At 69.8% G+C, this 23,482-nt stretch carries 24 protein-coding genes and 1 pseudogene; 10 read left to right on the plus strand and 15 right to left on the minus strand.

Annotated features, from left to right (window positions below; genetic code table 11):
- Positions 1-218 precede the first annotated feature (218 nt).
- Positions 219-779, plus strand: a complete 561-nt coding sequence (locus tag OOK40_RS21675; protein WP_266484331.1) for a GNAT family N-acetyltransferase — start codon at positions 219-221, stop codon at positions 777-779.
- Positions 780-818: 39 nt separating this feature from the next.
- On the opposite strand, the gene OOK40_RS21680 is transcribed toward OOK40_RS21675, so the two are convergent.
- Positions 819-1,379: a cysteine hydrolase family protein gene (locus OOK40_RS21680; RefSeq protein ID WP_266484334.1), complete on the minus strand. Its 561-nt coding sequence runs from the start codon at positions 1,377-1,379 to the stop codon at positions 819-821.
- 426 nt (positions 1,380-1,805) lie between these two features.
- On the opposite strand from OOK40_RS21680, the gene OOK40_RS21685 reads away from it, so the two are divergent.
- Positions 1,806-3,254: an MFS transporter gene (locus OOK40_RS21685; protein WP_266484336.1), complete on the plus strand. Its 1,449-nt coding sequence runs from the start codon at positions 1,806-1,808 to the stop codon at positions 3,252-3,254.
- 46 nt (positions 3,255-3,300) lie between these two features.
- Here OOK40_RS21685 and OOK40_RS21690 read toward each other — a convergent pair whose 3' ends face one another.
- On the minus strand, positions 3,301-4,281 hold the full coding sequence (locus tag OOK40_RS21690) for a PI-PLC domain-containing protein (protein WP_266484339.1): 981 nt from the start codon (positions 4,279-4,281) through the stop codon (positions 3,301-3,303).
- Positions 4,282-4,586: 305 nt separating this feature from the next.
- The gene (gene phnE, locus OOK40_RS21695) at positions 4,587-5,162 is read right to left on the minus strand and encodes a phosphonate ABC transporter, permease protein PhnE (RefSeq protein WP_323136087.1); all 576 of its coding nucleotides are present in this window, start codon (positions 5,160-5,162) and stop codon (positions 4,587-4,589) included.
- A gap of 38 nt (positions 5,163-5,200) precedes the next feature.
- Between phnE and OOK40_RS21700 the strand changes: the two genes are divergently transcribed.
- Positions 5,201-5,386 carry a UTRA domain-containing protein gene (locus OOK40_RS21700; protein ID WP_323136088.1) on the plus strand — a complete coding sequence of 62 codons (186 nt, stop codon included), beginning with the start codon at positions 5,201-5,203 and terminating at the stop codon, positions 5,384-5,386.
- A 93-nt stretch (positions 5,387-5,479) separates the two neighbouring features.
- Here OOK40_RS21700 and OOK40_RS21705 read toward each other — a convergent pair whose 3' ends face one another.
- Both OOK40_RS21705 and OOK40_RS21710 read right to left on the minus strand, forming a co-directional pair.
- Positions 5,480-6,334 (minus strand): SDR family NAD(P)-dependent oxidoreductase, encoded by an 855-nt coding sequence (locus tag OOK40_RS21705; protein WP_266484511.1) that lies wholly within the window; start codon positions 6,332-6,334, stop codon positions 5,480-5,482.
- Between the two features lie 155 nt (positions 6,335-6,489).
- Positions 6,490-7,068 (minus strand): helix-turn-helix domain-containing protein, encoded by a 579-nt coding sequence (locus OOK40_RS21710; protein ID WP_323136084.1) that lies wholly within the window; start codon positions 7,066-7,068, stop codon positions 6,490-6,492.
- A 157-nt stretch (positions 7,069-7,225) separates the two neighbouring features.
- Between OOK40_RS21710 and OOK40_RS21715 the strand changes: the two genes are divergently transcribed.
- From OOK40_RS21715 to OOK40_RS21735, 5 genes are all read left to right on the plus strand, one after another.
- On the plus strand, positions 7,226-7,633 hold the full coding sequence (locus OOK40_RS21715) for a YciI family protein (protein WP_266484342.1): 408 nt from the start codon (positions 7,226-7,228) through the stop codon (positions 7,631-7,633).
- Positions 7,634-7,641: 8 nt separating this feature from the next.
- Positions 7,642-8,787, plus strand: coding sequence for an RNA polymerase sigma factor (locus OOK40_RS21720; RefSeq protein WP_266484521.1), 1,146 nt, complete (start codon positions 7,642-7,644; stop codon positions 8,785-8,787).
- 564 nt (positions 8,788-9,351) lie between these two features.
- Positions 9,352-10,764 (plus strand): family 2B encapsulin nanocompartment shell protein, encoded by a 1,413-nt coding sequence (locus tag OOK40_RS21725; protein ID WP_266484344.1) that lies wholly within the window; start codon positions 9,352-9,354, stop codon positions 10,762-10,764.
- Positions 10,765-10,860: 96 nt separating this feature from the next.
- Positions 10,861-12,153, plus strand: coding sequence for a family 2 encapsulin nanocompartment cargo protein terpene cyclase (locus tag OOK40_RS21730; RefSeq protein WP_266484347.1), 1,293 nt, complete (start codon positions 10,861-10,863; stop codon positions 12,151-12,153).
- A 3-nt stretch (positions 12,154-12,156) separates the two neighbouring features.
- Positions 12,157-13,050 (plus strand): geranyl diphosphate 2-C-methyltransferase, encoded by an 894-nt coding sequence (locus OOK40_RS21735; RefSeq protein WP_266484349.1) that lies wholly within the window; start codon positions 12,157-12,159, stop codon positions 13,048-13,050.
- Between the two features lie 95 nt (positions 13,051-13,145).
- Here the strand turns inward: OOK40_RS21735 and OOK40_RS21740 are convergent, their stop codons facing one another.
- The 3 genes from OOK40_RS21740 to OOK40_RS21750 form a co-directional block, all read right to left on the minus strand.
- Positions 13,146-14,642 carry a PepSY domain-containing protein gene (locus OOK40_RS21740; protein WP_266484351.1) on the minus strand — a complete coding sequence of 499 codons (1,497 nt, stop codon included), beginning with the start codon at positions 14,640-14,642 and terminating at the stop codon, positions 13,146-13,148.
- A 178-nt stretch (positions 14,643-14,820) separates the two neighbouring features.
- Complete coding sequence (locus OOK40_RS21745; protein WP_266484354.1) at positions 14,821-15,378, minus strand: hypothetical protein; 558 nt, start codon at positions 15,376-15,378, stop codon at positions 14,821-14,823.
- A 342-nt stretch (positions 15,379-15,720) separates the two neighbouring features.
- On the minus strand, positions 15,721-16,881 hold the full coding sequence (locus OOK40_RS21750; RefSeq protein ID WP_266484357.1) for a bifunctional alpha/beta hydrolase/OsmC family protein: 1,161 nt from the start codon (positions 16,879-16,881) through the stop codon (positions 15,721-15,723).
- Between the two features lie 165 nt (positions 16,882-17,046).
- Here OOK40_RS21750 and OOK40_RS21755 point away from each other — a divergent pair, with 165 nt between their 5' ends.
- The gene (locus OOK40_RS21755; protein WP_266484359.1) at positions 17,047-17,553 is read left to right on the plus strand and encodes a DM13 domain-containing protein; all 507 of its coding nucleotides are present in this window, start codon (positions 17,047-17,049) and stop codon (positions 17,551-17,553) included.
- An 82-nt stretch (positions 17,554-17,635) separates the two neighbouring features.
- On the opposite strand, the gene OOK40_RS21760 is transcribed toward OOK40_RS21755, so the two are convergent.
- The 7 genes and pseudogenes from OOK40_RS21760 to OOK40_RS21790 form a co-directional block, all read right to left on the minus strand.
- Entirely contained in the window at positions 17,636-18,178 is a 543-nt protein-coding gene (locus tag OOK40_RS21760; RefSeq protein WP_266484361.1) for a hypothetical protein, read from the minus strand.
- A gap of 40 nt (positions 18,179-18,218) precedes the next feature.
- Positions 18,219-18,980 carry a hypothetical protein gene (locus tag OOK40_RS21765; RefSeq protein WP_266484363.1) on the minus strand — a complete coding sequence of 254 codons (762 nt, stop codon included), beginning with the start codon at positions 18,978-18,980 and terminating at the stop codon, positions 18,219-18,221.
- Positions 18,973-20,607, minus strand: coding sequence for an NAD(P)/FAD-dependent oxidoreductase (locus OOK40_RS21770; RefSeq protein WP_266484366.1), 1,635 nt, complete (start codon positions 20,605-20,607; stop codon positions 18,973-18,975). Before OOK40_RS21770 ends, OOK40_RS21765 begins: the two co-directional genes overlap by 8 nt.
- Positions 20,608-21,006: 399 nt before the next feature.
- The gene (locus OOK40_RS21775) at positions 21,007-21,237 is read right to left on the minus strand and encodes an anti-sigma factor (RefSeq protein WP_266484368.1); all 231 of its coding nucleotides are present in this window, start codon (positions 21,235-21,237) and stop codon (positions 21,007-21,009) included.
- Positions 21,234-21,905 (minus strand): RNA polymerase sigma factor, encoded by a 672-nt coding sequence (locus OOK40_RS21780; RefSeq protein WP_266484370.1) that lies wholly within the window; start codon positions 21,903-21,905, stop codon positions 21,234-21,236. The genes OOK40_RS21775 and OOK40_RS21780 overlap by 4 nt, the downstream gene beginning before the upstream one ends.
- A gap of 80 nt (positions 21,906-21,985) precedes the next feature.
- Complete coding sequence (locus OOK40_RS21785; RefSeq protein ID WP_266484528.1) at positions 21,986-22,591, minus strand: hypothetical protein; 606 nt, start codon at positions 22,589-22,591, stop codon at positions 21,986-21,988.
- Positions 22,584-22,844 (minus strand): annotated as a pseudogene (locus OOK40_RS21790) (DUF4157 domain-containing protein); the annotation flags it as partial. The pseudogene OOK40_RS21790 and the gene OOK40_RS21785, both read right to left, overlap by 8 nt.
- 160 nt (positions 22,845-23,004) lie before the next feature.
- Between OOK40_RS21790 and OOK40_RS21795 the strand changes: the two are divergent.
- Positions 23,005-23,217, plus strand: coding sequence for a hypothetical protein (locus OOK40_RS21795; RefSeq protein ID WP_266484373.1), 213 nt, complete (start codon positions 23,005-23,007; stop codon positions 23,215-23,217).
- Positions 23,218-23,482: the final 265 nt, after the last annotated feature.

Consider the following 23,482-nt stretch of genomic DNA (forward strand, 5'->3'; position numbering starts at 1 on the left):
ATGTCCCACGCGAACGATGCGACGAGAATCGCGGCTGTGAGACTCGGAGTCAATAGTCCGGGACGGATGACCTGATGGGTCGTCGGCTCCGTCGCGGACGCCCGTAACACTGCCCGTGATGCCGCCGGTGACGCTGCCCGTGATGCCGCCTGTGATTGCCGCCCGTGAGAAGATCCCTTCGCGCTGTGTGCGCTGGTTTCCGGCCGCGGAAGGTGACGATGTACGCGATATCCCTGGGCGACGACGGCGCCGAACTGCGACCGCTCGAACCGTGGCAGGCCGAGGAGTTCCTGACCCACGTGGACCGAGGACGGGAGTTCATCGGGCAGTACAACGCGCTGCCCGACGTCGTAACGGACCTGGAGTCGAGCCGGGCGTTCCTCCAGGCGTACGCGGAGAAGGCCGCGGCCGACGCCGGGCGGCTCCACGGCATCTGGACGGACGGCAAGCTGGTCGGCGCGGTCCTCTTCCGGAGGATGGACGCGGAGCAGGGCACCGCCGAGGCGGGCTGCTGGCTGGAGCCGTCGGCGGTGGGCAAGGGGCTGGTGACCCGGGCCGCGCGCGTGATCATCGATTGGGCCGTCGAGGAGCGGGGCATCCACCGCGTGGACTGGTGGGTCTCGGCGGCGAACGAGCCCAGCATCGCCGTGGCCCGGCGGCTCGGAATGACGAAGGACGGCGTGCTGAGGGAGAGCTACCTGTACCGGGGGCAGCGGCACGACGAGGAGGTCTGGTCGGTGCTGGCACCGGAGTGGCGGGCGGGCAAGCGGGCGTTTTGACAGCTCAGGTTCTCGACCTGTCGGCTCAGCCGCTGAACGTCACGTGCTTTGTCCGAACGTCACGTCCTTCGTCTCCGTGACGCCGGCGGTGCGACCGGGCGCAGTCTCGTACTGCCAATACAGGTTCGTGTGCGCGATGACCTTGTCCGGCGGCGGAGCGCCCCACGCGCTCTGATCCTGCGACGTGTGCGCGTCACCGACGAGTGTCACGTCGTAGCCACGCACAAAAGCGCCATGGATCGTGGACCGGACGCAGGCATCCGTCTCCGCGCCGGTCACGACCAGGCGTCCGACTCCGGCCTCGGCCAGCACCTCCTCCAAGTCGGTGTCCTCGAAGGAGTCCCCGAACGTCTTGTGCACCAACGGCTCCGACTCCTGGCGTGCCAGTTCCGGGACGTACTCCCAGGCCTCGCTGCCCTTCTCCAGGTGATCGTCGGAGTGCTGGACCCAGACGATCGGGACACCCTCTGCGCGAGCCCTGTCGACGAGCGTGCGGATGTTGGCGACGACCGCGTCGCGCTGGTGCGCATCGGCCACGACGCCCTTCTGGACGTCGATCACCATCAAGGCGGTGTGGGGTCGATCTGACAGCGTGGTCATGACGATCTCCTCTGCTGCTCGGACGGGCTCATGCCACGGGGATCACGCTAGGGCCTGTCGTTCGGATCTTGCCGGGTTCGCGTGCCCTGGCACGCACGCTTGCCGCGTTGTCGTCAGTCGCCGACGCTCCGCGTCGGCTCCATCCTCCGCCTTGCGATCGCACGCACCAGACCCCGCTCACTGATCCGGCCTGATCCAAAAGACAGGCCCTAGGCCGATCCGCCCACAACCGCCGCTGGTCCGTCCAATTCCAGGGTGCGCCGGATTCGAGGCGTGAAAGAGCGCGGTGGTGCGTCGTTTGCCGTATCAGCAAACCAACTTTGCCGCCACGGCAGTCGGGCGCACTGTGGGCGCAGGGCCGGCCGACGGTGAGATCACGGCCCCCACAACACCCGGCACGGCTCAAGCCGCCACTCAACGGAGCTCATGTTGAAGCCAATTGTCGCTGGACGAGATGAACCAGTAGCTGGAAACCCGGAACGGACGGCCTCGGTCCGGTGGGCGCTCGCCGGCCTTTCGCTGTCCGTGCTGCTGTCCTCGCTCGGCACCAGCATCGCCAATGTTGCCCTGCCGACGTTGGCGCAGGCGTTCACCGCCTCCTTCCAGGAAGTCCAGTGGATCGTCCTCGCCTATCTCCTCGCCATCACCACCCTGATCGTCAGCGTCGGACGGCTCGGCGACATCACCGGCCGCCGACGGCTCCTCCTGGCCGGAATCGTCCTGTTCACGGTGGCCTCGGTCCTGTGCGGCGTCGCGCCCACGCTCTGGATGCTGATTGCCGCCCGGGCGGCGCAGGGGCTCGGAGCGGCCATCATGATGGCCCTCACCATGGCGTTTGTCGGTGAGACGGTTCCGAAGTCAAAGACCGGTAGCGCCATGGGGCTGCTCGGAACGATGTCCGCGATCGGCACCGCTCTCGGTCCATCGCTCGGCGGCGTTCTGATCGCCGGACTCGGTTGGCGGGCAGTCTTCCTCGTCAACGTACCGCTGGGCATCCTGACTTTCCTTCTCGCGCATAGCTACCTGCCCGTCGACCGCCGGGAACCGAAGACTGATCGGACCGGCTTCGACAGAGTGGGCACACTGCTGCTCGCTCTGACGCTCGCGGCCTACGCACTCGCCATGACGATCGGGCACGGCAGTTTTGGTCCGCTCAACATGGCTCTGCTGTTGGCTGCCGTCATTGGAGTCGGCGTCTTCGTCCTCGCCGAGTCGAAGACAGCATCACCCTTGATCCGATTGGCGATGTTCGGCGATCCCGCGCTGAGTGCGAGCCTCGCCATGAGCGCGCTTGTCTCGACGGTGATGATGGCGACGCTGGTGGTCGGGCCGTTCTATCTTTCGCGTGCGCTCGGGCTCGACGCGGCACTCGTTGGCCTCGTCATGTCAGTCGGTCCGCTTGTGGCCGCGCTGACCGGCGTGCCGGCCGGTCGCATCGTGGACCGCCTCGACGCACAACGCATAACCTTCCTTGGGCTCATCGGGATGGCGGCCGGCTGCTTCGTCCTTTCCGCGATGCCGACAACGGTCGGAATCCCCGGCTACATCGCCCCCATCGTCGTCATCACCGCCGGCTACGCGATGTTCCAGACGGCCAACAACACTGCCGTCATGTCAGATGTCCGCCCGGACCAGCGGGGCGTCATCTCAGGCATGCTGAACCTGTCGCGCAATCTCGGGCTTATCACCGGTGCATCCGTCATGGGCGCCGTGTTCGCGCTCGCCTCGGCGACGACCGACATCACAACGGCGCACCCGGGGGCCGTTGCCACCGGTATGCGGATCACGTTCGCAGTCGCGGCGATGCTGATCGTGGTCGCGCTCACCATCGCGGCTGGAGGCCGTGCTCTCGCCCGCCGGTCCGTGGTGACGTGAACCCACGGCACCCCGGCGGGCGGTTCCCCCTGTCCGGGGCGCGCCCTCAGGGGCTCGCGTTGAGCTCCGCGACGATCGAGGCGGGGGTGTGGCCGCTGCCGTCCGACAGGCGGTGGAAGTCGACGGAGACGAAGTTCGGGTTGCGGCCCCCGGCCGCGGTCCGGCACTGGTCGGCGATGCGGTTTCTCAGCTTGGTGCCGTTGTCCAGGGCCGCCGTGAGGACGGTGGGTACGTTGCGGTGGTGGCTCATGGTGAACAGTCGCCGGAATCCGGGCTCCTGGCGGTCCAGGGGCACGTCGGACCAGCGGCTGACGCACGCCAGGTCGTTGCCCAGGTCCCCCAGGCTCCAGTAGTTGCTCACCGTCCAGGACTTGTCGTACATGACGCCCAGGTTCTCGCGGTCGGACCGGTCGGAGAGGATCAGCAGGCGCTTTCCGGCGGTGACGAGGTCGGCAACCTTCGGCCATCCGTGCTGTCGTACGCCCCACGCGTCGGGCCGGAACAGCAGCTCGGACAGCCCGTTGACCCTGCCGAGGGACTGACGCAGCTGCTCCGCGCTGACGTAGTCCTCCAGGAAGACGGTCACGACCTCCTGTGGATGGGTGGCGAGGAAGTCCACCACGGTCTGCATCGTGCCGTGGAAGGACTGCCGTGGCAGGGCGTACGTGGCACCGGCGAAGGTCTTGCAGTCGCCGTGGCACAGGTACACGTCGCTGGGATAGCAGTCGCTCCCGAAGCTGATGATGCACAGCCAGGTGCTGCGCTCGTACCAGTGCGTGTCCAGGCTCAGGCCGCGAACGCCGTTGTCGAGTTGGGCGCGCACCGACTCGGCCTGGTTCGCCGAACTCCAGCGGGAGTCCTCGTAGTTGGTGAAGGCGTTGTGGGTGGTCAGGAAGGCGACCTCGTCGAGTCGGCGATCGCCCCAGCGCGCGGCTGCGGCGTCGGACGCGTCCGTGCCCGCGGAGACGGTGACGGTGGATGTGGTGCCGCCCGCGGCCGAGGCGGCCGAGGCGGTCGCCGCGCCCATGAGGGCCAGGAGAAGGAGGCATACGAAGGAGTGCCGGCGGGCTCTTCGCAGGACCGCGGCGCGAACGGTCCGCGGGCCGGGCGACGCCGGGCCGCCGCGCCTGCGGACACGCGACCACGGTCGCAACATGTTCATGCCAATCATGCGGCGGAGGGTAGCGCGCGGGCCGTCGATCCGCTCCTCCGCGGACCAGTTCGGCCGGTATCCGACGGCGCGCGGCGCCGCTGCGCCACCCGGACCTGCTCCGTGGATCAGGCCGACGGGGGGCGACAGCGGACATGTTGAGTGCGGGCGGTGTGCTGGGGTCAGGTGAGGCGACGCCGTACGGCGGCCGACACCCGGTCCACCGCCACGATCAGGACGAGGACCACCAGGATGTGGGTCAGCATCTCGTCGAACTGGAACAGCTTGATGGACTGGTTGATGAGGAAACCGATGCCGCCCGCGCCCACCAGGCCGAGCACCAGCGACGAACGCACGTTGACGTCGAGCCGGTACAGGAGCAATCCCGCCAACTGCGGGGTCACCGCGGGCAGCAAGGCGTGCGCGGCGATCTGGATCCGGCCGGCGCCAGCCGACCGCAGAACCTGGGCGGGTCCGGGATCGGCGTCCTCCAGGGCCTCGGCCCACAGCTTGCCCATCACGCCCACGTTGTGACACAGCAGAGCGAGCACGCCAGGGAAGGGACCCAGCCCGACGGCCGTGACGAAGACCAGCGCGAAGACCACGTCGGGCACCGCGCGCAGGAACGACAGCGGGGAGCGGGCCGCTTGGTAGACCCAGGTGGACGGGGCGGTGCCGCGCGCCGCGAGCAGGGCCAGGGCGAGGGAGAACGGCACTGACAGGGTGGTGCCGAGCAGACCGATCCACAGCGTCGCCAGGGCGCCGTCGAGGCTCGGCCCGGCATACCTTCGACGCCATCCCCGCGGATCCGCTCGACGCCAAGCTCCTCGAAGTTCCCGAGGGCACGCCGCTGTTGCGGGAGCGGCGCCTGACCACCGACTCCCAGGGCACGCCCATAGAGTGGTCCGACGACCGCTACCGCTCGGACGTCGCGACGGTGACCGTGACCAATACGCGAAGCTCCCGCACCGCCATGCTCTGAGAACGGGAGGGCGGACCGCACCGGCTGGAACGTCCGGTACGGGAGCCGGACTTCCGCACTGCGGGCTCCCCGCTCAGACAATCACCAGCCGCCTCAGAGAGGCGCCAGGCGCTGACTGAGGCTGAGCACGTGGTGAACCGTCCGAGGGTCGGTGCTCCCGCGGAAGGCGGGGACGGGGCGAACCTGGGGGCCGATGAGCAAGCCGGTCTGCCCGTCGAGCGAGGCGTCGGTGGCGGCGAAGACGGACGGCCGGGCGGCCACCGACGCGGGGCCGGCGGTGGAGCGTTCGAAGGTCCGCCGCACCAGCGGCCACAGCAGGCGCAGCCCCGGCGAGACGATCCTCGGTGAAGTCATGGTTCCGTTGGTCATGTCGGTCGCCGCACCGCCGGGGTCGGCCGCGAAGACCGCGACGCCGCTGCCGCGCAGGCGCTGGGCCAGATCAAGGGTGTAGGCGAGGTTGGCGAGCTTGGCGCGGCCGTACCAGTGGAAGCCGTAGTAGCCGCCCGGTGGTTCGACGGCGTCGAAGGTGCGCTTGGCGACCCTGATCGCGCCGGAGCTGACGTTCACGATCCGGCTCGGCCCGCCGGCCCGGAGCTGATCGAGCAGCAGCTCGGTCAGCAGGTAGGGCGAGAGGTGATTGACGGCGAACGTCGCCTCGATGCCGTCCACGGTCTGCTGCCGGTCCGCGAACATCGCGCCCACGTTGTTGACCAGGACCTTGAGCGGCCCCTCGGCCGCCAGTCGGGCGGCGAGCGCTCGTACGTCGCCGAGTGACGCGAGGTCGGCCGCCACGAATCGCGGATCGCCTCCGGTCGCGACCGTCGCGATGCGCTCGACCGCGCGGGCGCCGCGCTCGGCGTTGCGGCCGACCACGGTGACGGCGAGCCCGTGCGCCGCCAGTCCCATTGCGGTCTCCAGGCCGATTCCCCCGGTTCCTGCCGTTACCACTGCCCGCTGTTCCACGGCTGTGCCCTCCGTCGCTTCGCTTGACAGAATCGGATAGGTATCCGTTTCCGTGAGGGCACGCTAGCACAACCGGATAGTAATCCGGTTAGGGTGAAGGTGAGGGTGAACGGTGCCTGGGGCCCGGTTGCCGGCCGCGGTCAGCGCGGGGGGCGCAGGCCCTCAAGGAGGACACCGAGGTAGACCTCGGTGCGGGTGGAGTCGATGGCGCCGGAGCGTAGGGCGTGCTCGATGCCGCAGAGCAGGCGGCGCACGTCGTCGGCCTCGATGTCGCGCCGGATGGCGCCGATCCCGCGGGCGCGGTCAAGCAGGTGCGCGACGGCCAGGTCGAGCTCGGCCTTGAGTGCCGAGGTCTGCTCCTCGGTATCGCTGGCGGATTCGAGCACGGCGGCGAATCCGCTGTCGTCCAGCGCGCGTGCGAGGGTGAAACGCAGCAGGCGGTGCAGCCCACCAAGGGCGTCCTCGTCGGCGGCCGCGGCCTGGGCCTCGGCCACCAGCTCTCGGAAGCGCTCGGCCGACAGCGCCTCCCGCAGCGCGTGGCGGTTGGGGAAGTGCCGGTAGACGGTTCCCACGCCCACGCCGGCGAGCCGGGCGATGGTGTTCAGCTGAAGCGAGTCGTCACCGGCGGCCAACTGCTCGCGGGCGACCTGCAACACCCGGGCGCGGTTGCGCGCGGCATCCGTCCGCAGCGTCGGCCCCTGCTCGCCCTTCAGTGTCACGGGCCCAGCATAGAGGGCCGCTGAGCGCGGCCCGATGAGAAGATCTTGGAATCGAGAGCCAAAAAATTCGGGCGGCGATGTCGAGAACCCGTGGCCGGGTCCGTCCCCGCAGTGAACGCGACCACAATGGGTCGCACCAGCACCGAGGAGAAACACCATGGCCAAGTACTTGCTGCTCAAGCACTACCGCGGCGCCCCGGCTGCGGTCAACGACGTGCCCATGGACCAGTGGACGCCGGAGGAGATCTCGGCCCACGTGCAGTACATGAACGACTTCGCGGCCCGGCTCGAGAAGACCGGCGAGTTCGTCGACGGTCAGGCGCTCGCCCCCGAGGGGACGTTCGTACGGTACGACGGCGAGGGCCGCCCCCCGGTCACCGACGGCCCGTTCGCCGAGACCAAGGACCTCATCGCCGGCTGGATGGTGATCGACGTCGACAGCTACGAACGCGCCGTCGAGCTGGCCGGGGACCTGTCAGCCGCCCCTGGGGCGGGCGGGAAGCCGATCCACGAGTGGCTCGAGCTGCGCCCGTTCCTTACCGCGCCGCCCACCATCACGGAGTGACCTCCGAAGTGGACGATGTCCTGCTCCGGAGCCTCACGCCGAGCGTGCTCGGGATCCTCGTCCGCCGCGGAGCCGACTTCGCGGCGGCCGAGGACGCCGTGCAGGACGCGCTGGTCGAGGCGGTCCGCGTCTGGCCGGCCGACCAGCCGCGGGACCCGAAGGGCTGGCTGGTCACCGTGGCCTGGCGCCGGTTCCTCGACGCGACCCGCGCGGACACCGCCCGCCGCCGGCGTGAGGACCGCCTCGACGAGGAGCCGGCGCCCGGGCCCGCGCCCGCCGTGGACGACACACTCCAGCTCTACTTCCTGTGCGCCCACCCGTCGCTGACGCCGTCGTCCGCGGTCGCGCTCACGCTGCGCGCCGTCGGCGGGCTGACCACCCGCCAGATCGCCCAGGCCTACCTGGTGCCCGAGGCGACCATGGCGCAGCGCATCAGCCGAGCCAAGCGCACCGTCTCCGGCGTGCGGTTCGACCAGCCCGGCGACGTCGCCACCGTGCTGCGCGTCCTCTACCTGGTCTTCAACGAGGGCTACTCCGGCGACGTCGACCTCGCCGCCGAGGCCATCCGGCTCACCCGGCAGCTCGCGGCCGCGATCGACCACCCCGAGGTGGCGGGGCTGCTCGCCCTCATGCTGCTCCACCACGCCCGGCGTGCCGCCCGGACCGCGCCCGACGGCAGCCTGGTGCCGCTGGCCGAGCAGGACCGCCGCCGGTGGGACACCGAGTTGATCGCCGAGGGCGTCGAGATCCTGCAGGCGGCCCTCGCCCGCGACCGGCTGCGCGAATTCCAGGCGCAGGCCGCCATCGCGGCACTCCACGCTGACGCGCCCACCGCCGAGGAGACCGACTGGGTGCAGATCGTCGAGTGGTACGACGAGCTCGCGCGCCTGACCGACAGCCCGGTCGTCCGGCTCAACCGCGCGGTGGCCGTCGGCCAGGCCGACGGACCGCGCGCCGGCCTGGCGGCGCTCGCGGCGCTGGACGACTCCCTGCCCCGCCACGCCGCGGTGGCGGCGTACCTCCACGAGCGCGACGGCGACCTGGCGACGGCGGCACGGCTGTACGCCGAGGCGGCCCACAAGGCACCCAACCTCGCCGAGCGCGACCACCTGACGCGCCAGGCCGCCCGGCTCAACGCCCGCCGGTCTCGCTGACGGGTCGCCCCTGGGGCCTCGCGCGCTTGGCCTCGTCGGAGATGTCGGTGAGCCCGTAGGCGGTGAGGCGGCCATAGGGGCCATGCCGACGGCGAACTTGACTGGATTTACCTCTGCCCGGGAGCCGAGGACGGCGTTCCCGCGATCGCGGACGACGACGGGCGGCCGCCTGATGCCGGGGCCGGCGCCAGCCTCGGAGTCGATGGCGGTCTTCCCTTGCAGCGGCCCGCGCGTTCGCCTCCCGGTGCCCCCTGATCACTCCCTGATGATCGGTCAGATCAGGCCGTGGACGCCGAAGAAGGGAAGGGGCAGGCGGCCGCTCCGCGCACCGGGCGGCTCTCCGTCGGATGGCTCGGATGTCGTCGGTCGTCCAGATAAACCCCGTACGGAACAAGGTCACTTCATCGAGGTAATGCCCACCGTCTCATGGGGTGACCAGGGCATATCGGCCGTTACTGTTCACCGGGATCTGGACGGATGCCCAGAGCTTGACCCTCCTTTTCCTCTTCACCGGTTGGCGTGCGCGTACGCCGATCACCAGCCTTGCGAAGGAGAGTTCGCCCGATGACCGTTGAGACCGGCCCGGAAGCACAGCTGGAGCCGCCCCGGCAGTCCAGCCTGAGCACCGCGGCTGCCCGCAACCTTGCCACCACGACCAAGTCCGCTCCGCAGATGCAGGAGATCACCTCTCGCTGGCTGCTGCGGATGCTCCCCTGGGTGGAGACCAAGGGCGGCGCCTACCGGGTGAACCGCCGGCTGAGCTACACCGTCGGCGACGGGCGCATCGAGTTCGTCCAGGACGGTGCCGACGTCCGGGTGATCCCCCGCGAGCTGGGCGAACTGGCCCTGCTGCGCGGCTTCGAAGACGTGGAGGTGCTGACCGCGATCGCCGGCCGGTGCGTCCAGCGGGACTTTCGCGCCGGCGAGGTGTTGGCCGAGCGCGGTACCCCCGCCGAGCAGATCCATCTGATCGCCCACGGCCGGATCAACCAGACCTCCGTCGGCAAGTACGGCGACGAGGCCGCCGTCGCCGTACTGGCCGACGGCGACCGGTTCGGTGAGAACGCCCTTCTGGACGCCGACGCCACATGGGACTACACCGCCACCGCCGAGACCTCCGGCACCCTTCTCACCCTGTCCCGCGCCGACTTCGCCGCCGTGCTGTCCTCGGCGCCGAGCCTCCAGGCCCACATCCGGCAGTTCAGCTCGCTTCCCCTGCAGCGGCAGAACCGTCACGGCGAGGCCGAGATCGCGATGTCGGCCGGCCACACCGGCGAAGTCGAACTGCCGGGCGCCTTCGTCGACTACGAGCTCAAGCCGCGCGAGTACGAACTCTCCGTCGCCCAGACCGTTCTGCGGGTCCACACGAGGGTCACCGACCTCTACAACGGGCCGATGAACCAGACCGAGGAGCAACTCAGGCTCACCATCGAGGCGCTGCGCGAGCGCCAGGAGCACGAGCTGATCAACAACCGGGAGTTCGGCCTGCTCCACAATGCCGACTTCAAACAGCGGATCCAGACCCACTCCGGCCCGCCCACCCCGGACGACCTCGACGGGCTGCTCTGCCGCCGCCGCGGCACCAGGCTCTTCCTCGCTCACCCCAGGACGATCGCGGCGATCGGACGTGAGTTCAACGCCCGCGGGCTCTGTCCGGGCCACGTCGACCTCGGCGGGCAGCAGGTCCCGGCCTGGCGCGGGGTCCCGATCCTGCCCTGCAACAAGATCCCCATCAGTAAGGAGGGCACCAGCTCGATCCTCGCCATGCGAACCGGCGAGGACAACCAGGGCGTCATCGGTCTGCGTCAGACCGGCCTGCCGGAGGAGTACGAGCCGGGCCTGTCGGTGCGCTTCATGGGTGTCAGCGAGCAGGCGATCATCTCGTACCTGGTCACCACCTACTACTCCGCCGCCATCTTGGTGCCCAACGCGCTCGGCGTGCTGGAGAACGTGCAGATCGCCCGCAGGCGCGACTAGCAGACCCTCCGACGGCCATGACAGCCCGCACGTTCCCGGGCCGGACGAGCACGCCCGGGTTCGGGACGGCCCACCCACCTCACCAAGGAGCTACGGATGCCCGATCCTGGGCTTTCCCCTCTGCAGTCGAGCCTGCCTGACGCTGCGGCCCGCTTCGGGGCGCATGTCCTCACGAATGCCACCGGCGCCCTGGCTGCCCTGCCCGCCCTGCCCGCTCTGCCCTCTGTTCCCCTCCCTGCCGCAGGGGCCGTGCCCGCCGACGGCTCGGGTGGCGACGGCGCTGCCGAGGCGGGGCAACCGAGCCCGGCCCTGGACCGGATCCTGCGCGGCCCCACAGGTCTCGGCACGTCGGGTCTGTACCTGGGCCTGCGCGAGGCGTCGTCGGCGTCTCCGGCGTCCGAACCGGCGGAGGGCAAACCGATCCCGGGCCTCTACTACCACCCGGTGCCGGAGCCCGATCCGGCTCGGGTGGAGGAGGTCTGTCGAAGGATCAAGGACTGGGCGGTGGACGAGGTCGAGCTGTACCCCGAGGAGTGGGAGGGCCAGTTCGACGGCTTCTCCGTCGGGCGCTACATGGTTGCCTGCCATCCGGACGCTGCGACCGTCGACCACCTGATGATCGCTACGCGGCTGATGGTCGCCGAGAACGCGGTCGACGATTACTACTGCGAGGACCACGGAGGTTCGCCCATCGGCCTCGGTGGACGTCTTCTTCTGGCGCACACCGCTCTCGACCCCCTTCACGCCACGAAGGAATACCAGCCGCAGTGGGCGGAGTCGCTCCACGCGGACGCCCCGCGGCGCGCCTACCGCTCCGCCATGGAGTACTTCGTCCAGCACGCCACCCCCTCCCAGGCCGACCGGTTCCGGCACGACATGGCCCGTCTGCACCTGGGGTATCTCGCGGAGGCCGCATGGGCACAGACGGACCACACGCCCGAGGTGTGGGAGTACCTGGTGATGCGGCAGTTCAACAACTTCCGGCCTTGCCCCACCATCACCGACACAGTCGGCGGCTACGAACTGCCGACAGACCTGCATGCCCAGCCCGCCATGCAGCGTGTTCTCGCGCTCGCCGGGAACGCCAGCACCATCGTCAACGACCTGTACTCGTACACCAAGGAGCTCGCCGCCCCCGGTCGGCATCTGAACCTGCCCGTGGTGATCGCCGAACGTGAGGGCATCGCCGACCGGGAGGCCTATCTGAAGGCGGTCGAGGTCCACAACGACCTCATGCACGACTTCGAAGCCGAAGCCGCCGCTCTGGCCGCCGCCTGTCCCATCCCGAGCATGCTGCGCTTCCTGCGGGGAGTGGCCGTGTGGGTCGACGGCAACCACTACTGGCACCAGACCAACACCTATCGATACAGCCTGCCCGATTTCTGGTAAGAAATGGACTCATCTGTGACCAGCACCGAGCTCACCGTCAACGGCACCTCCGCGTTCATTCCCGCCCCGGCGTCGCCCTACCAGGGTGACATCGCCCGTTACTGGGATCACGAGGCCAGGCCCGTGAACCTGCGTCTCGGCGACGTCGACGGGCTTTACCACCACCACTACGGCATCGGCGACGTCGACCACGCCGCCCTCGGGGACGCATGTGACAGCGAGTACGAGAAGAAGCTGATCGCCGAACTCCACCGCCTGGAGTCGGCGCAGGCCGAAGTCCTCCTGGACCACCTGGGTTCCATCGGGCGCGACGACACCCTCGTGGACGCCGGCTGCGGCCGGGGCGGTTCGATGGTCATGGCCCACCAGCGGTTCGGATGCAAGGTCGAGGGCGTCACCCTCTCGGCCAAGCAGGCCGATTTCGCGAACCAGCGCGCCCATGAACTCGGCATCGAGGACCATGTTCACGCCCGCGTATGCAACATGCTCGACGTGCCCTTCAAGACGGGGCAGGCCGCGGCCTCGTGGAACAACGAGTCGAGTATGTACGTCGACCTGCACGACCTCTTCGCCGAGCACTCCCGCATCCTTGCGGTCGGCGGCCGCTACGTGACCATCACCGGCTGCTGGAACCCGCGCTACGGACAGCCCTCGAAGTGGGTCTCCCAGATCAACGCGCACTTCGAGTGCAACATCCACTCCCGCCGGGAATACCTGCGCGCCATGGCCGACAACCGTCTCGTACCGCAGACCGTCATCGACCTGACTGCCGCGACCCTCCCGTACTGGGAGCTGCGGGCCACGTCTTCGCTGGTCACCGGCATCGAAGAGGCGTTCATCAACTCCTATAAGGACGGCTCCTTCCAGTACCTCCTGATTGCAGCTGACCGCATCTGACCGACCGCCGGCTGAAGGGGCCGGGCTCGTCGGCCGGCCCCTCTGCCTGTCGAGCAGCGGGAGGGAACGTGTGGTGCGTTCCCTCCCGCCCTCGGCTACGCGGCCCTGGCCCGCCGGACGAGACCGGCGACCACGTCCAGGACGAGGAACCCGGCCAGGGTGACGCCGAGCACCGGCAGCGCCCAGCCCAGAGCGGCGACGGCCGGTATGCCGAGGATCAGCACGGGAAGCGGCAGCCGGCGCCAGACACCGCGGGCCGGGGCCTTGCCGAGTACGGCGATCCGGTCGTCGCGGGTCGGTCGGCGCTGCCACCACATCCTGTAGCCCCAGATGCTCATGGCGGTCAGGCCCAGCGCGATCACGGCCAGCACGAGCTGGTTGACGATCCCGAAGAGCACACCCATGTGCCCCTGCACACCGAGCTTGCTGAGCTTGGCCAGGAGCGGATAGTCCGCCCACCGGTTGTGGGAGGTGACCTCGGCCTTCTCGGAGTCAACGGCGACCTGGTCGTAGTGCACCGGCCACACGTTGTCCTTCTGCGCCACGACCCATGCGCCGGAGCTGTCGGCGGGAGGTGTGACCTCCACCGTGCCGCCCAGCCCTGCGTCCCGAGCCACGGCCAGGGCCGCGTCGAAGTCGGCCGGATCCGCTGCGGCGGACTCCCCGGCGGCGCCGTGCCCGGCGTGCTCCCCGCCCTCTTCCCCGGCGGGCGGCTCAGCGCCGGGAAGGGTGGTGTCCAGCTCCGGCGCGTGGGCCTTGGCCGCGTCCAGCAACTGGCCGAACCGCTCACCGGCGTAGTGGGACCAGGTCAGGCCGGTGGCGCTGAGGAAGAGCAGGCCGAGGGCCAGCCAGACACCCGTGGCCGCGTGCCAGCTGCGGGTGCGGCGCACGCCCCGCGCGGAACGGTCGGGCACCAGAACGCCGCGTGCGGACTTGGCCCGCTGCCCCCGGCTGCGTCCGAGCCAGAGCACAAGACCGCCCGCGACGATCACCCAGAGCCAGCTCGCGGCGACCTCCGAGTAGAGGCGGCCGGTCTCGCCCAGGTGCAGATTGCGGTGGAGATCGTCGAGCCAGGTGGTGAGCGGTGTCGAGCCCCACCACGTGGTCAGCTCGCCCCGCACCTCGGCGGTGTACGGGTCGACGAACACCGTGCGCTGCTTCTCGCCGAGTTCCGGCACGGACAGCACCACGCGCGTGGTGTCCTCCGGTCCGGGCGGGGTGATGACGGAGGCCAGGCTGCCCTCCGGGTGGGCGGCCCGGGCTGCGGCTATCTGCTCCGTCAGCGGACGCGGCTTGTCGCCCACCTGCTCGACGCGCAGCTGGTCGCCGTAGACCAGCTGGTCGAGCTGCGGTGTGAACGTGTAGGCCAGCCCGGTCAGGGCGGCCACGAGCAGGAAGGGGGCGACGAATACGCCGGCGTAGAAGTGCAGTCGGACCAGCAGGGCCCGTACGCCCTGCCAGGACCGACCCGGTCGGCGTTCCGGCGCAGCGGTGGCGGGGTCGGCCACGGCGACAGCGGTCGCCGCCTCAGCGGGAGAAGCGTCGGATGGTTCGCGGTCGTTTTGTGGTGATTCTTCGGCTATGGAAGACATGTGCATTCCTCAAGGGGCAGCATCGGCCGGACGGGCCGGGGATGCAGGCGAAGTCGGTGAAGAGATTCCGCCGGGGTGGCGGTGTGACGTGATGACAGCCCCGGCCCGGCTCCGCCCGTACGCATGCCTCATGGGCGCCTGTGCACAGCCGGCGCGAGAGAATGGCGAGAGCGGCCCGTCAGGCCGGGGCCACTGGGGGTGGGTCCCGCCTGGGCAGCGAACGCGCGAGCAGCACTCCGAACCGGGGATGCCCAACCGCCGCGGGCAGCGGCCGAAGACGCGGCGTGACAGGAAGTGACAGGGGAGAGCGGAAGCAGATGTACGGCACGACCAAGGCGGCCAGCCGTCGCAGCACACGCTCTCCGTAGATGACGCAGAGAGCTGTCCCGAGCGTGGCGACCGCGTGCGCCACTGTCATGGCGGGGGTCATGGGAGGCCCGGCGCCGGTGCCCGCCATGTCTGCCTCGGCCATGCCCATGTGCCGGCCGGTCATGTGCCCGGGCATGTGGTGTGCCGCGTGGCCCGCGGACATCGAGCGTGTGCCGCCGTCCGGCATCGAGAGGTGGTGGAGCGCCAGGTGGAGGGAGAACTGAGTCCCGCCCAGCACCAGCGCCGTCACGTCGAAGCGGCGCCGACCGCCACCGAAGAGCAGCGTGCCCTGGACGGCCAGAGCGGCGAAGAGAAGACCCAACGCGGCCGAGCTCGGCAGCCGGCCACCCGCTGAGACATGGCTCAAAGCACCCAGGAGCAGACATGCGGAAGCGGCGAGCAGACCCCTCCCGGCCCGCCCCGCCCACCCTCCCGGTCTGCGCACCGGCACAACCTATCCAGCGATCACGCTTGGTGAGCAGGTGGCCGCGAGGGGCCCCCGGGGTTGCGGGAATGGCCGCCGGCACCCTGACGGACAGTCACCGATACGACTGGGGACGGCTGTTGAGCGCTATGAATGAGCGCACACGTTCGCGTACGGAGGTGAGTGCCATCCCCTCGCGTGAGGTGAATCACACGGACCCGAACATCGCCTTCCTCAGCTTGGCCGCCGCCTCGCGCGAACCGCCGAGGCTGCCTGGAAGGAACTTCACGGCGTTGCCGTCTCGATCGTCAGGTCACCGGTCAACGTGCGGTGAACCGGGCACTTGTCGGCGATTTCGTGCAGCTTCTCCCGCTGCTCGGCGGTCAGGTCGCCGCTGAGCACGAGGTCCTTGAGGATCGTGTCCTTGCCCTTCATCCGCAGCGACACCGTGACCTGTTCAAGCGGGAGTTGCTTGGAGTCGGCGTACATGCGGACCGTCATCGACGTACAGGCGCCGAGTCCGGCCAGGAGCAGGTCGAAGGGGCCGAGCCCGGTGTCGGCGCCGCCGAAGGAGCGGGGTTCGTCGGCGATCAGCTGGTGCCGGCCCAACGTGACCGACTGCTGGAACGTCCCCATGCCGGTCTCCGCCACCGTGACCACTCCCGGCTCGCCGCCCGCGTCGTGCGGGATGTCGAGGTAGCGGCTGACCCAGGCGGCGAGGACCTCTGCCACGTAGGCGGCGTCCGCCCGATCGGTGAGCAGGTGGTCGGCTCCGTCCAGCGAGACGAAGGACTTGGGGTGGCGTGCCGAGTCGTAGATGAGCCTGGCGTTCTCCACGCCCACCAGTTCATCCTGCTGTGAGTGCATGACCAGCAGAGCACGGCGCAGCCCGGCGATGCGCTCCTGCTGGTTCTGTTGCCTGATGTCGGTGAGAAATTCCCTGCTGATCCGGAAGGGCCGGCCGGCCAGCACCACCTCGGCCACGCCGTGCGCCTCGATCTCGGCTCGCGAGGAGCCGAGCAGGTGCTCGACGTGAGCGGTGTCGGCCGGCGCGCCGATGGTGACGACGGCCTTGGCCTCAGGGATCAGGTTCGCCGCTGCCAGGACGGCAGCGCCACCCAGGGAGTGGCCGATGAGCATGCTCGGCCCTCCGATCGTGTCGCGCAGATACTCCGTCGCGCACACCAGGTCGGCGACGTTGGAGGTGAAGGTGGTGTCGGCGAAGTCGCCGCCCGACCGGCCGAGACCGGTGAAGTCGAAGCGCAGGACGGCCACGCCGCGCGCCGCCAGCTCACGGGAGATCCTTGAGGCGGCGACCGAGTCCTTGCCGCAGGTGAAGCAATGGGCGAACAGGGCCGTCGCCACCACCGGCCCGGCGGGCAACTCCAGGCGGCCGGCCAGCAGTTCCCCACTGGAGCCCGGGAAGAGAACCTCTCTTTTGTTCATGCGGCTCAGTGCGATGAAGGGCGCCGGACGTTACATGTAACGTTCGCCGCTCTCTCCGTCTCTGAGTGCGATGTGGCCAAGACGTCGAGGCCATCGCCGACATGTGCCTCGGCGCCACGTCCGGCCACCGGTCCGGCGTGAACACCAAGAGAAACGGAAATCCTCATGAGCCGAACCAAGCGCCCCGTCCTCTGGATCACCACCGTGGTGGTCGCCCTTGCGGCGGCCGTCGGGCTCTACCTCTTCCAGCCCTGGCGGCTGTTCACCACGGTCCGCGTGGATGAGGCGGCCCCCGTGGCCGCCAACCAGCCGGGAGCCGTGGCCAAGCAGTTGGCGATCGGTACGTTCATCTCCCACGAGCACGAGACCAGCGGCTCGGTGGAGATCCAGCAGCTCGGAGACGGGAAGGCGACGCTGCGCCTGACCAGCCTGCGCACCTCCGACGGCCCGGCCCTGCATGTGTGGCTCAGCGACCAGGGGGTCAAGCAGGACGGCGGCGGCAACCTCGACGACGGCAAGCACGTCGACCTCGGCAGCCTCAAGGGCAACGAGGGCAACCAGAACTACGCGATCCCGGCAGGCACCGACCTGACCAGGTTCTCCACGGTGACGATCTGGTGTGAGCGCTTCAGCGTGTCGTTCGGCGCGGCCGAGCTGAAGCAGCGCGCCTGACGGACCAGGCCGCGCGGGAGAACTGGAGCGGGTGGCGTCGCCACCCGCTCCACGGCTTTCCAGGTCCTGTCCGCCCGACTTCCTAGGACACCAGGATGGGGATGAGCAGGGCCACGCAAGTGATCAGGCTCCACAGCGCGGGTGCCGCGCTCAGCGTCTGCTCGTGACGCGCGGCCGCGCGGGCCGCAGTCGCCTCATTGCGGGTCAGGTGCCAGGGGCCGACCCGCTCCTCCAGCCGCTGGTACACCAGGCCGAGCACGGCGCCGTAGGCGAGGTGGCCAACGAGGGAGGGGAAGGAAACGGCCAGCGCGGCGGCGCTCCACTGGCGTGTTGTGCCGAGCAGCAGGGGGAGGAGCGTCAGGTTGCCCAGGACCCACCAGAGGAAGCCGTAGGACACACCCCAACCGATCCCCGAGGCCGGGTCGAAGCTGCGACGGCGGAAGAAGACCGCGTAGGTGACGCCAACTGCCTGGGAGATCAGCAGGTGGATGACGACGCCCACGACCGCGGACTCCGAGCCGATCAGGGCGGCGACGACCGGGAGGAATCCCACGGCGACCATGACACCGGTGAAGATCACGCCGCCGGCCAGCCCGGCGATGACGCCGTGCCAGATCGAGATCACCCGCCCACCGGCGAGGCGTCCCTCCAGGGCGTGCCGTACATCAATCGGAGAACACCGCCCGCGACATGGCGCCCAGCCAGCAGGTGAGCAGGGCCGTACCGGCACCGAGCAACAGATAGCCGGGCAGCGACGCCACGGCGGTGCGCACCGCGGCCGGCGCCCACTCCAGCCCGCGGCCGTCCAGCAGAGGCGAGATCGTCACCGCCGCGAGCACCCACCAGACGAAGCCGAAGGCGGCGCCGCGGATCAGGGCGGGGCCGCTGCCCTCGTCGGGGTCGCCGAAGATCACCGCGTAGGAGGCGCCGACCAGCGCCCCGACGATCAGCCCGTTCCAGCCGAGCCCGAGCACCGCGGCGGCGAGCAGCCCGGCGGCCGGCGCGCGCACCAGGAGACCGGGCCTGAACTGCCGCTCCCCGCGTGACAGCAGGGCGAGGACGGCGGCCGTGACCGCTCCGTAGGCCAGGTGGCCGAGCAGACTGGGGATCAGCGCCTGCGCCGTCGCCACGTCCCAGGCCACCGGCCTGCCCAGCAGGATCGGCAGCAGCGTCAACGGCCCGAGGAACCACCACAGCATGCCGTACGCGAGTCCCCAGAACAGCAGCTCGCGCTGCCGCGCCACGAGCATGCCGAAGACGCTCCCGATGATCGCCGCGATCAGCAAGTGGACGGCGAATCCCACGACAGGCGACTCGGTTCTGACGATCGCCGCGACGGTGGGCAGGAACCCGATCACTGCCATCACCTGGCCGAAGACCAGCCCTCCTGCGAGGCCGGCGAGGGCTCCGAATCCAGCGTTACGCATGACGGTCATCCTTGGTCGAGAGGGCGATGTCCCTGGGGAAGACCAGGTCGAGGGTCCAGTCGGCGAGCACGCGCAACCGCTTTTCCGCACTGGGCAGTTTGCTCAGGTAGACCGAGCGCCACAGGACCCAGGCGAGGAAGCCGAAGACCCGCCGCCCGCCGATCTCGCCGGCCGCCGTGCGGTGCCCGAGCGAGACCAGCACGCCGAGACCGCCGAAGCGGAAGGGGACGGGACGGCGTCCGCCGAGGACCGCGGCGATGTTCCTCGCCGCTGCCTTGCCTTCACGGATCGCGTGCTGCGCGGTCGGAGGGTAGACCCCGCCCGCCGGGTCGGGGATCCTCGCGCAGTCGCCCAGCGCCCACAGGCCGGGCATGCCCGGTACCTGCATGGTGGGATCCACGACGAGAGGCGCCTGCGTGACCTGCTGCACCAGCGGGTTCGGCCGGTTGCCCGCCGTCCAGGCCAGGGTGCGGGTGGGGACGGTCTCGCCGGAGTCGAGCGTGATGTCCTCGGCGGTGGCCTTGCTCACGCGCGCGCCGAGGCGGAACTCGATGCCGCGACTGCGGAGTTTGCGCTGCGCGTAGAGGCCGAGGCTCGGCGACAGCTCTGGCAGCAGCCGCTCGCCCGCGTGCACGATCACGAATCTGGGCCGCAGCCCGTGCAGGCGCGGATAGAAGTGGAGCACGTCATGCACCAGATCGAACAGTTCGGCCACCAGTTCCGTCCCGGCGAATCCGCCGCCTGCCACCACGAACGTCAGCAGCCTGGCCTGCTCGGCCGGGTCAGGCTCGAGGTCGGCCCGCTCCAGCGCGCTCAGCACCTGGTCGCGCAGCCTGGTGGCGTCCTCGACGGACTTCATCGGGAAGGCGTGCTCGCCCACTCCCGGAAGGTCGAAGAAGTGCGGCACCGCGCCGACTGCCAGGACCAGCTCGTCGTACGGCACGCGGAGCATCCCTTCCTTGCCGGCGGAGATGTACGCATTGCGCGTCTGCGTGTCGATCGAGACCACCCGCCCATGCAGGAAGGAGGCATGGCTGAGCCCGGCACGCACCGGAGCGCTCACGTGCCTGGCCTCCACCGTGCTCGAGGCGACGCCGACCAGCAGCGGGGTGAACAGCAGGAAGTTCGAGTCGCTTATCAGCGTCACCTGGGCGTCGAGCCCGCGGGCGACACGCCGGTCCAGTTCGCGCGCGGCCCCCACCCCGCCGAAACCACCGCCGACGATCACCACGTGGGGTTTGGCCCGCGGGGGCGTCGGACGAGGCGGGCGCCAGACCGAAAGGGCGTGGAAGGCGAGTCCGGCGATCGCGCCGAACAGGGCGGCGCCGACGAGCTCGGGGAAGCGCGACACGGCCACCGCGATCGACCACGACGGTGTCCTCCCCTCCAGCGCGGGAGCCAGGGTGAGTGTCCAAGTCACCCAGTCCAGCAGGCCGATGAGCAGACCGACGGAAAAGGCCGAGCCGTTGCTCTGCCTGTGCTCGCCGAACAGGAGGCCGAGCACGGCTCCCAGCACCAGCGTGTGCGCCGCCCACGGGATCCATGGCGGGTTCGTCACGACCGCCACGATCACGCCACCGGGCAGTCCGGCGATGATGCCGAACAAGAGTCTTCTGAGCAGAGTCATGGATGTCTCCGGTAGTCGCATGGCCTCCGCCCAGGGGAAGGGGGCGAAGGCCATGCGAGATTCATGGGGCTCCAGCGCCCGCTTCAGACGCTCAGTGCGGGTGCGCCCCAGGAGCGTTGCAAGTCCCCACGGGCGGAACCGCGGCGGCGGGCGAGAGGGGCCCCACGGAGGGCGTAGATACCGCCGGCGGGCCCGTCAGCCCGGAGATGGCAGGCGTGGCGAAGGCGAGGTGGTGGCGCAGCAGCGAACCCCTACGGGCGTGGCGAGTTGAGCCCTTGGGGTGCTGCGTGTGATGCCGATCGGCGAATCGCGATCAGCTCGGGGTCCGACATTGGTCCCCGCCTGAGCGTGACCGGCTCCCGCTCGGGCCGCTGGACAGGCCCTACTTGACGCAGAGGATCACCGCTGCTGCCAGTCCCTGAAAGCGGTGAGCAGCTGTTGCCTGGCGTCCGGTGAGATGTTGTCCGGGGTCAGCTCGCCCGTCGTGGCGATCGTCTGACGGAAGTGATCGAGGTAGCTCTCGCACCCGGGGCATTCCGCCAGGTGCTCGATGAAGCGCCGCTCGTCCTCGTTGGACAGGGCGCCCTCGAGGAACTCGGTCACCAACTCGACGAAGTCGATGCAGTTCACGGTCGTCCCCTCCCGCCTGCGACGTCGTGGGCACCGGACAAGTAGTCCTCCAGCTTACGGCGCATGAAGGCCCTGGCCCGATGGAGGAGGACGCGTTGGTTTCCGGGCGAGATCTCCAGCAGGGAACACACTTCCTGGGAGCCGTATCCTGCGACATCGCGAAGCGTGATCACCGTGCGGAGCCGGGGCGGGAGTTCGTCGAGCGCCTCCGCGATCACCTCGCGGACTTCGCCGCGCAGCACGTGGTCTTCGGGAATGTGCCAGGGAAGCGGTTCCTGCCCGACGGCCCAGTGTCCGGCGTATCGCTCGCCGGGGGCGCGGAACCGCGAGGCGTCCACCGTCGGCCCTTCCTCCTCCGGCAGCAGGCTGGCGAAGGGAACGGTCCTGCTCTCCTTTGCGCCGCGTGCCTTGGCCGTGTTGACCAGGATCCGGTACACCCATGTCTTCAGGGATGAACGGCCCTCGAAGGCGCTGATCCCCCTGATGACCGCCAGCCAGGTGTCCTGGACGGCCTCCTCCGCGGTGGCCTTGGTCGACACGAACGACATGGCCAGCCGGAGCATGCCACCCGACCAGGCGTCCAGCACCAGGCCGAACGTCCCCTCGTCACCGTCACGCAGCCGCTCGACCAGGATCTCGTCCGGCGGCAGTTCGCGTGCCCCCGCCATTCTCTCCCCCTTGTCGGCCGTCAACTGGGAGGTCAGCTTAGGGCAGCTCAGTGAGTGAGATCGTCTGCCGGTGCATTTGTTCATGTCCCGGTAAGGACATTCACAGCCGTCAGGGAGTACGTAAATCTCCCCTCAGCGTGAGTGAGTGACGCGAAGGCGTCTGACGGGCATGAGGGCCGCGGCCTGGATGTCCTGGGGACCGCCATGGCGCGTGACCATGCCGGCGCCACGTAAGCCTTCCGTAAGCGGTGGATGCCTACCGAGCCGGAGCCCTGATGGTCAACCATGAACCAGACGACCCAGGTCAGGGCGCTCGGCTCCTGACACAGGAGTGGAGGGTGGCTGGGCAGCCGCACCAAATCGTCGCCGCCGGCGGTGATGTGGGTGTCCTCCGTCAGTTCCCGCTCCACGGCCAGGTCGGCGAGTACGTCGACGTCCATGCCGCCGTTGTACGCCGGGTTGACAGCCCAGTAGTCCCCGAACCGGAAGGTCCGTCCCATCGACCGGCCGCCCGACCCCTTGACGGTTGTGCTGACGATGCGGAAGGGCGCGTCGGTGTCGATCAGTGTGGAACTGCGCGGGCTGTTGATGAGCTCCACGCGGTAGATGAAGAACGAGGTCTGGTACTCGACCTGCCAGCTCTGCTGAAGGGTCCCGCCTCTGCGGGTCGCCGACGCCCTGGGCACCGAGCTCGGCCGCGGACTCCCGCGCCGCACCGTCGGTGTGCAGACGTACGTCGGAGAAGTCCGCCCCGAAGCGGGCCTCCATGTCGGTACGGGTCGAGGTGTCGAGCGGCCGGCCGGGACTGCGCAGCACGTTGTGCACCGACCGCTGAACGGCCGTGTCCGCCTCCCCGTCGTCCGCCGTACGCTCCCGCTGGACGGCCTGCCCGACGGCGGCGTTCCCGGCGAGCCGCTGCAGGCCGAGCAGGCCCGCCGGATCCGAGGATCCCAGCCGACCCGGAGCCGGCAGTCGACCGTCGGAGGAGGAGGGGAGCGCGCGACGCGCCGGGGGAACACCGCCGTGGTCCTGCTCACGCTCGTGCGAGGGACGCTGTGCCGTCATCAGCCCTCCCGGCCTGTCCGGACAAGAAGAGTCCATGGTCGGGGCTGGGGCCCGCCGGGAGGAGGGCCCTTCGGCCAGGAATCCGGGCAAACGCGAAGCGGCGACCGGTGCTTGGCGGTACGAGGCCCGGCAGCGCTGGGGCGAGGTGGTGGGAGATGCCCAGCCCTGCGGCAGCACGGCCACGAAGGCCAGGTCCGCCACCTCGAAGCCGGCCGCGTTGTACGGCTGCGACCTGCCGGGTCCGTAATCCGGGCGGCCGAGCCGGTCGTGGAGCCACGCCAGGAGGTGTCGGCGGGGACCGGGAGGGGCGAGAGGGTCGGACCGGGCCCGGCACCGTGAAGCACCGGTGAAAACCCTGTGGAAGCAGTGTCAGTGGGGCCGTTTATGCTGCACCGGACGATCACGCGGGATCAGGGGAGGGCGCGGCATGTTGGGCAAGCTGTTGAGAAGGGGGGCGGAGAGACCGGCGGCGGTTCCGCACGCCCTTCCCGTCCCGCGCAGGCAGAACGGGA

The organism is Streptomyces sp. NBC_01481, from assembly GCF_026339995.1.
Lineage (GTDB): Bacteria > Actinomycetota > Actinomycetes > Streptomycetales > Streptomycetaceae > Streptomyces.

Bases quoted from the DNA above. Each gene is read 5' to 3' on its own strand.
- OOK40_RS21675 (WP_266484331.1), top strand. From the start codon at position 219: ATGTACGCGATATCCCTGGGCGACGACGGCGCCGAACTGCGACCGCTC.
- OOK40_RS21680 (WP_266484334.1), bottom strand. From the start codon at position 1,379: ATGACCACGCTGTCAGATCGACCCCACACCGCCTTGATGGTGATCGAC.
- OOK40_RS21685 (WP_266484336.1), top strand. From the start codon at position 1,806: ATGTTGAAGCCAATTGTCGCTGGACGAGATGAACCAGTAGCTGGAAAC.
- OOK40_RS21690 (WP_266484339.1), bottom strand. From the start codon at position 4,281: ATGGGCGCGGCGACCGCCTCGGCCGCCTCGGCCGCGGGCGGCACCACA.
- OOK40_RS21715 (WP_266484342.1), top strand. From the start codon at position 7,226: ATGGCCAAGTACTTGCTGCTCAAGCACTACCGCGGCGCCCCGGCTGCG.
- OOK40_RS21725 (WP_266484344.1), top strand. From the start codon at position 9,352: ATGACCGTTGAGACCGGCCCGGAAGCACAGCTGGAGCCGCCCCGGCAG.
- OOK40_RS21730 (WP_266484347.1), top strand. From the start codon at position 10,861: ATGCCCGATCCTGGGCTTTCCCCTCTGCAGTCGAGCCTGCCTGACGCT.
- OOK40_RS21735 (WP_266484349.1), top strand. From the start codon at position 12,157: ATGGACTCATCTGTGACCAGCACCGAGCTCACCGTCAACGGCACCTCC.
- OOK40_RS21740 (WP_266484351.1), bottom strand. From the start codon at position 14,642: ATGTCTTCCATAGCCGAAGAATCACCACAAAACGACCGCGAACCATCC.
- OOK40_RS21750 (WP_266484357.1), bottom strand. From the start codon at position 16,881: ATGAACAAAAGAGAGGTTCTCTTCCCGGGCTCCAGTGGGGAACTGCTG.
- OOK40_RS21755 (WP_266484359.1), top strand. From the start codon at position 17,047: ATGAGCCGAACCAAGCGCCCCGTCCTCTGGATCACCACCGTGGTGGTC.
- OOK40_RS21765 (WP_266484363.1), bottom strand. From the start codon at position 18,980: ATGCGTAACGCTGGATTCGGAGCCCTCGCCGGCCTCGCAGGAGGGCTG.
- OOK40_RS21770 (WP_266484366.1), bottom strand. From the start codon at position 20,607: ATGACTCTGCTCAGAAGACTCTTGTTCGGCATCATCGCCGGACTGCCC.
- OOK40_RS21780 (WP_266484370.1), bottom strand. From the start codon at position 21,905: ATGGCGGGGGCACGCGAACTGCCGCCGGACGAGATCCTGGTCGAGCGG.
- OOK40_RS21795 (WP_266484373.1), top strand. From the start codon at position 23,005: ATGGTCGGGGCTGGGGCCCGCCGGGAGGAGGGCCCTTCGGCCAGGAAT.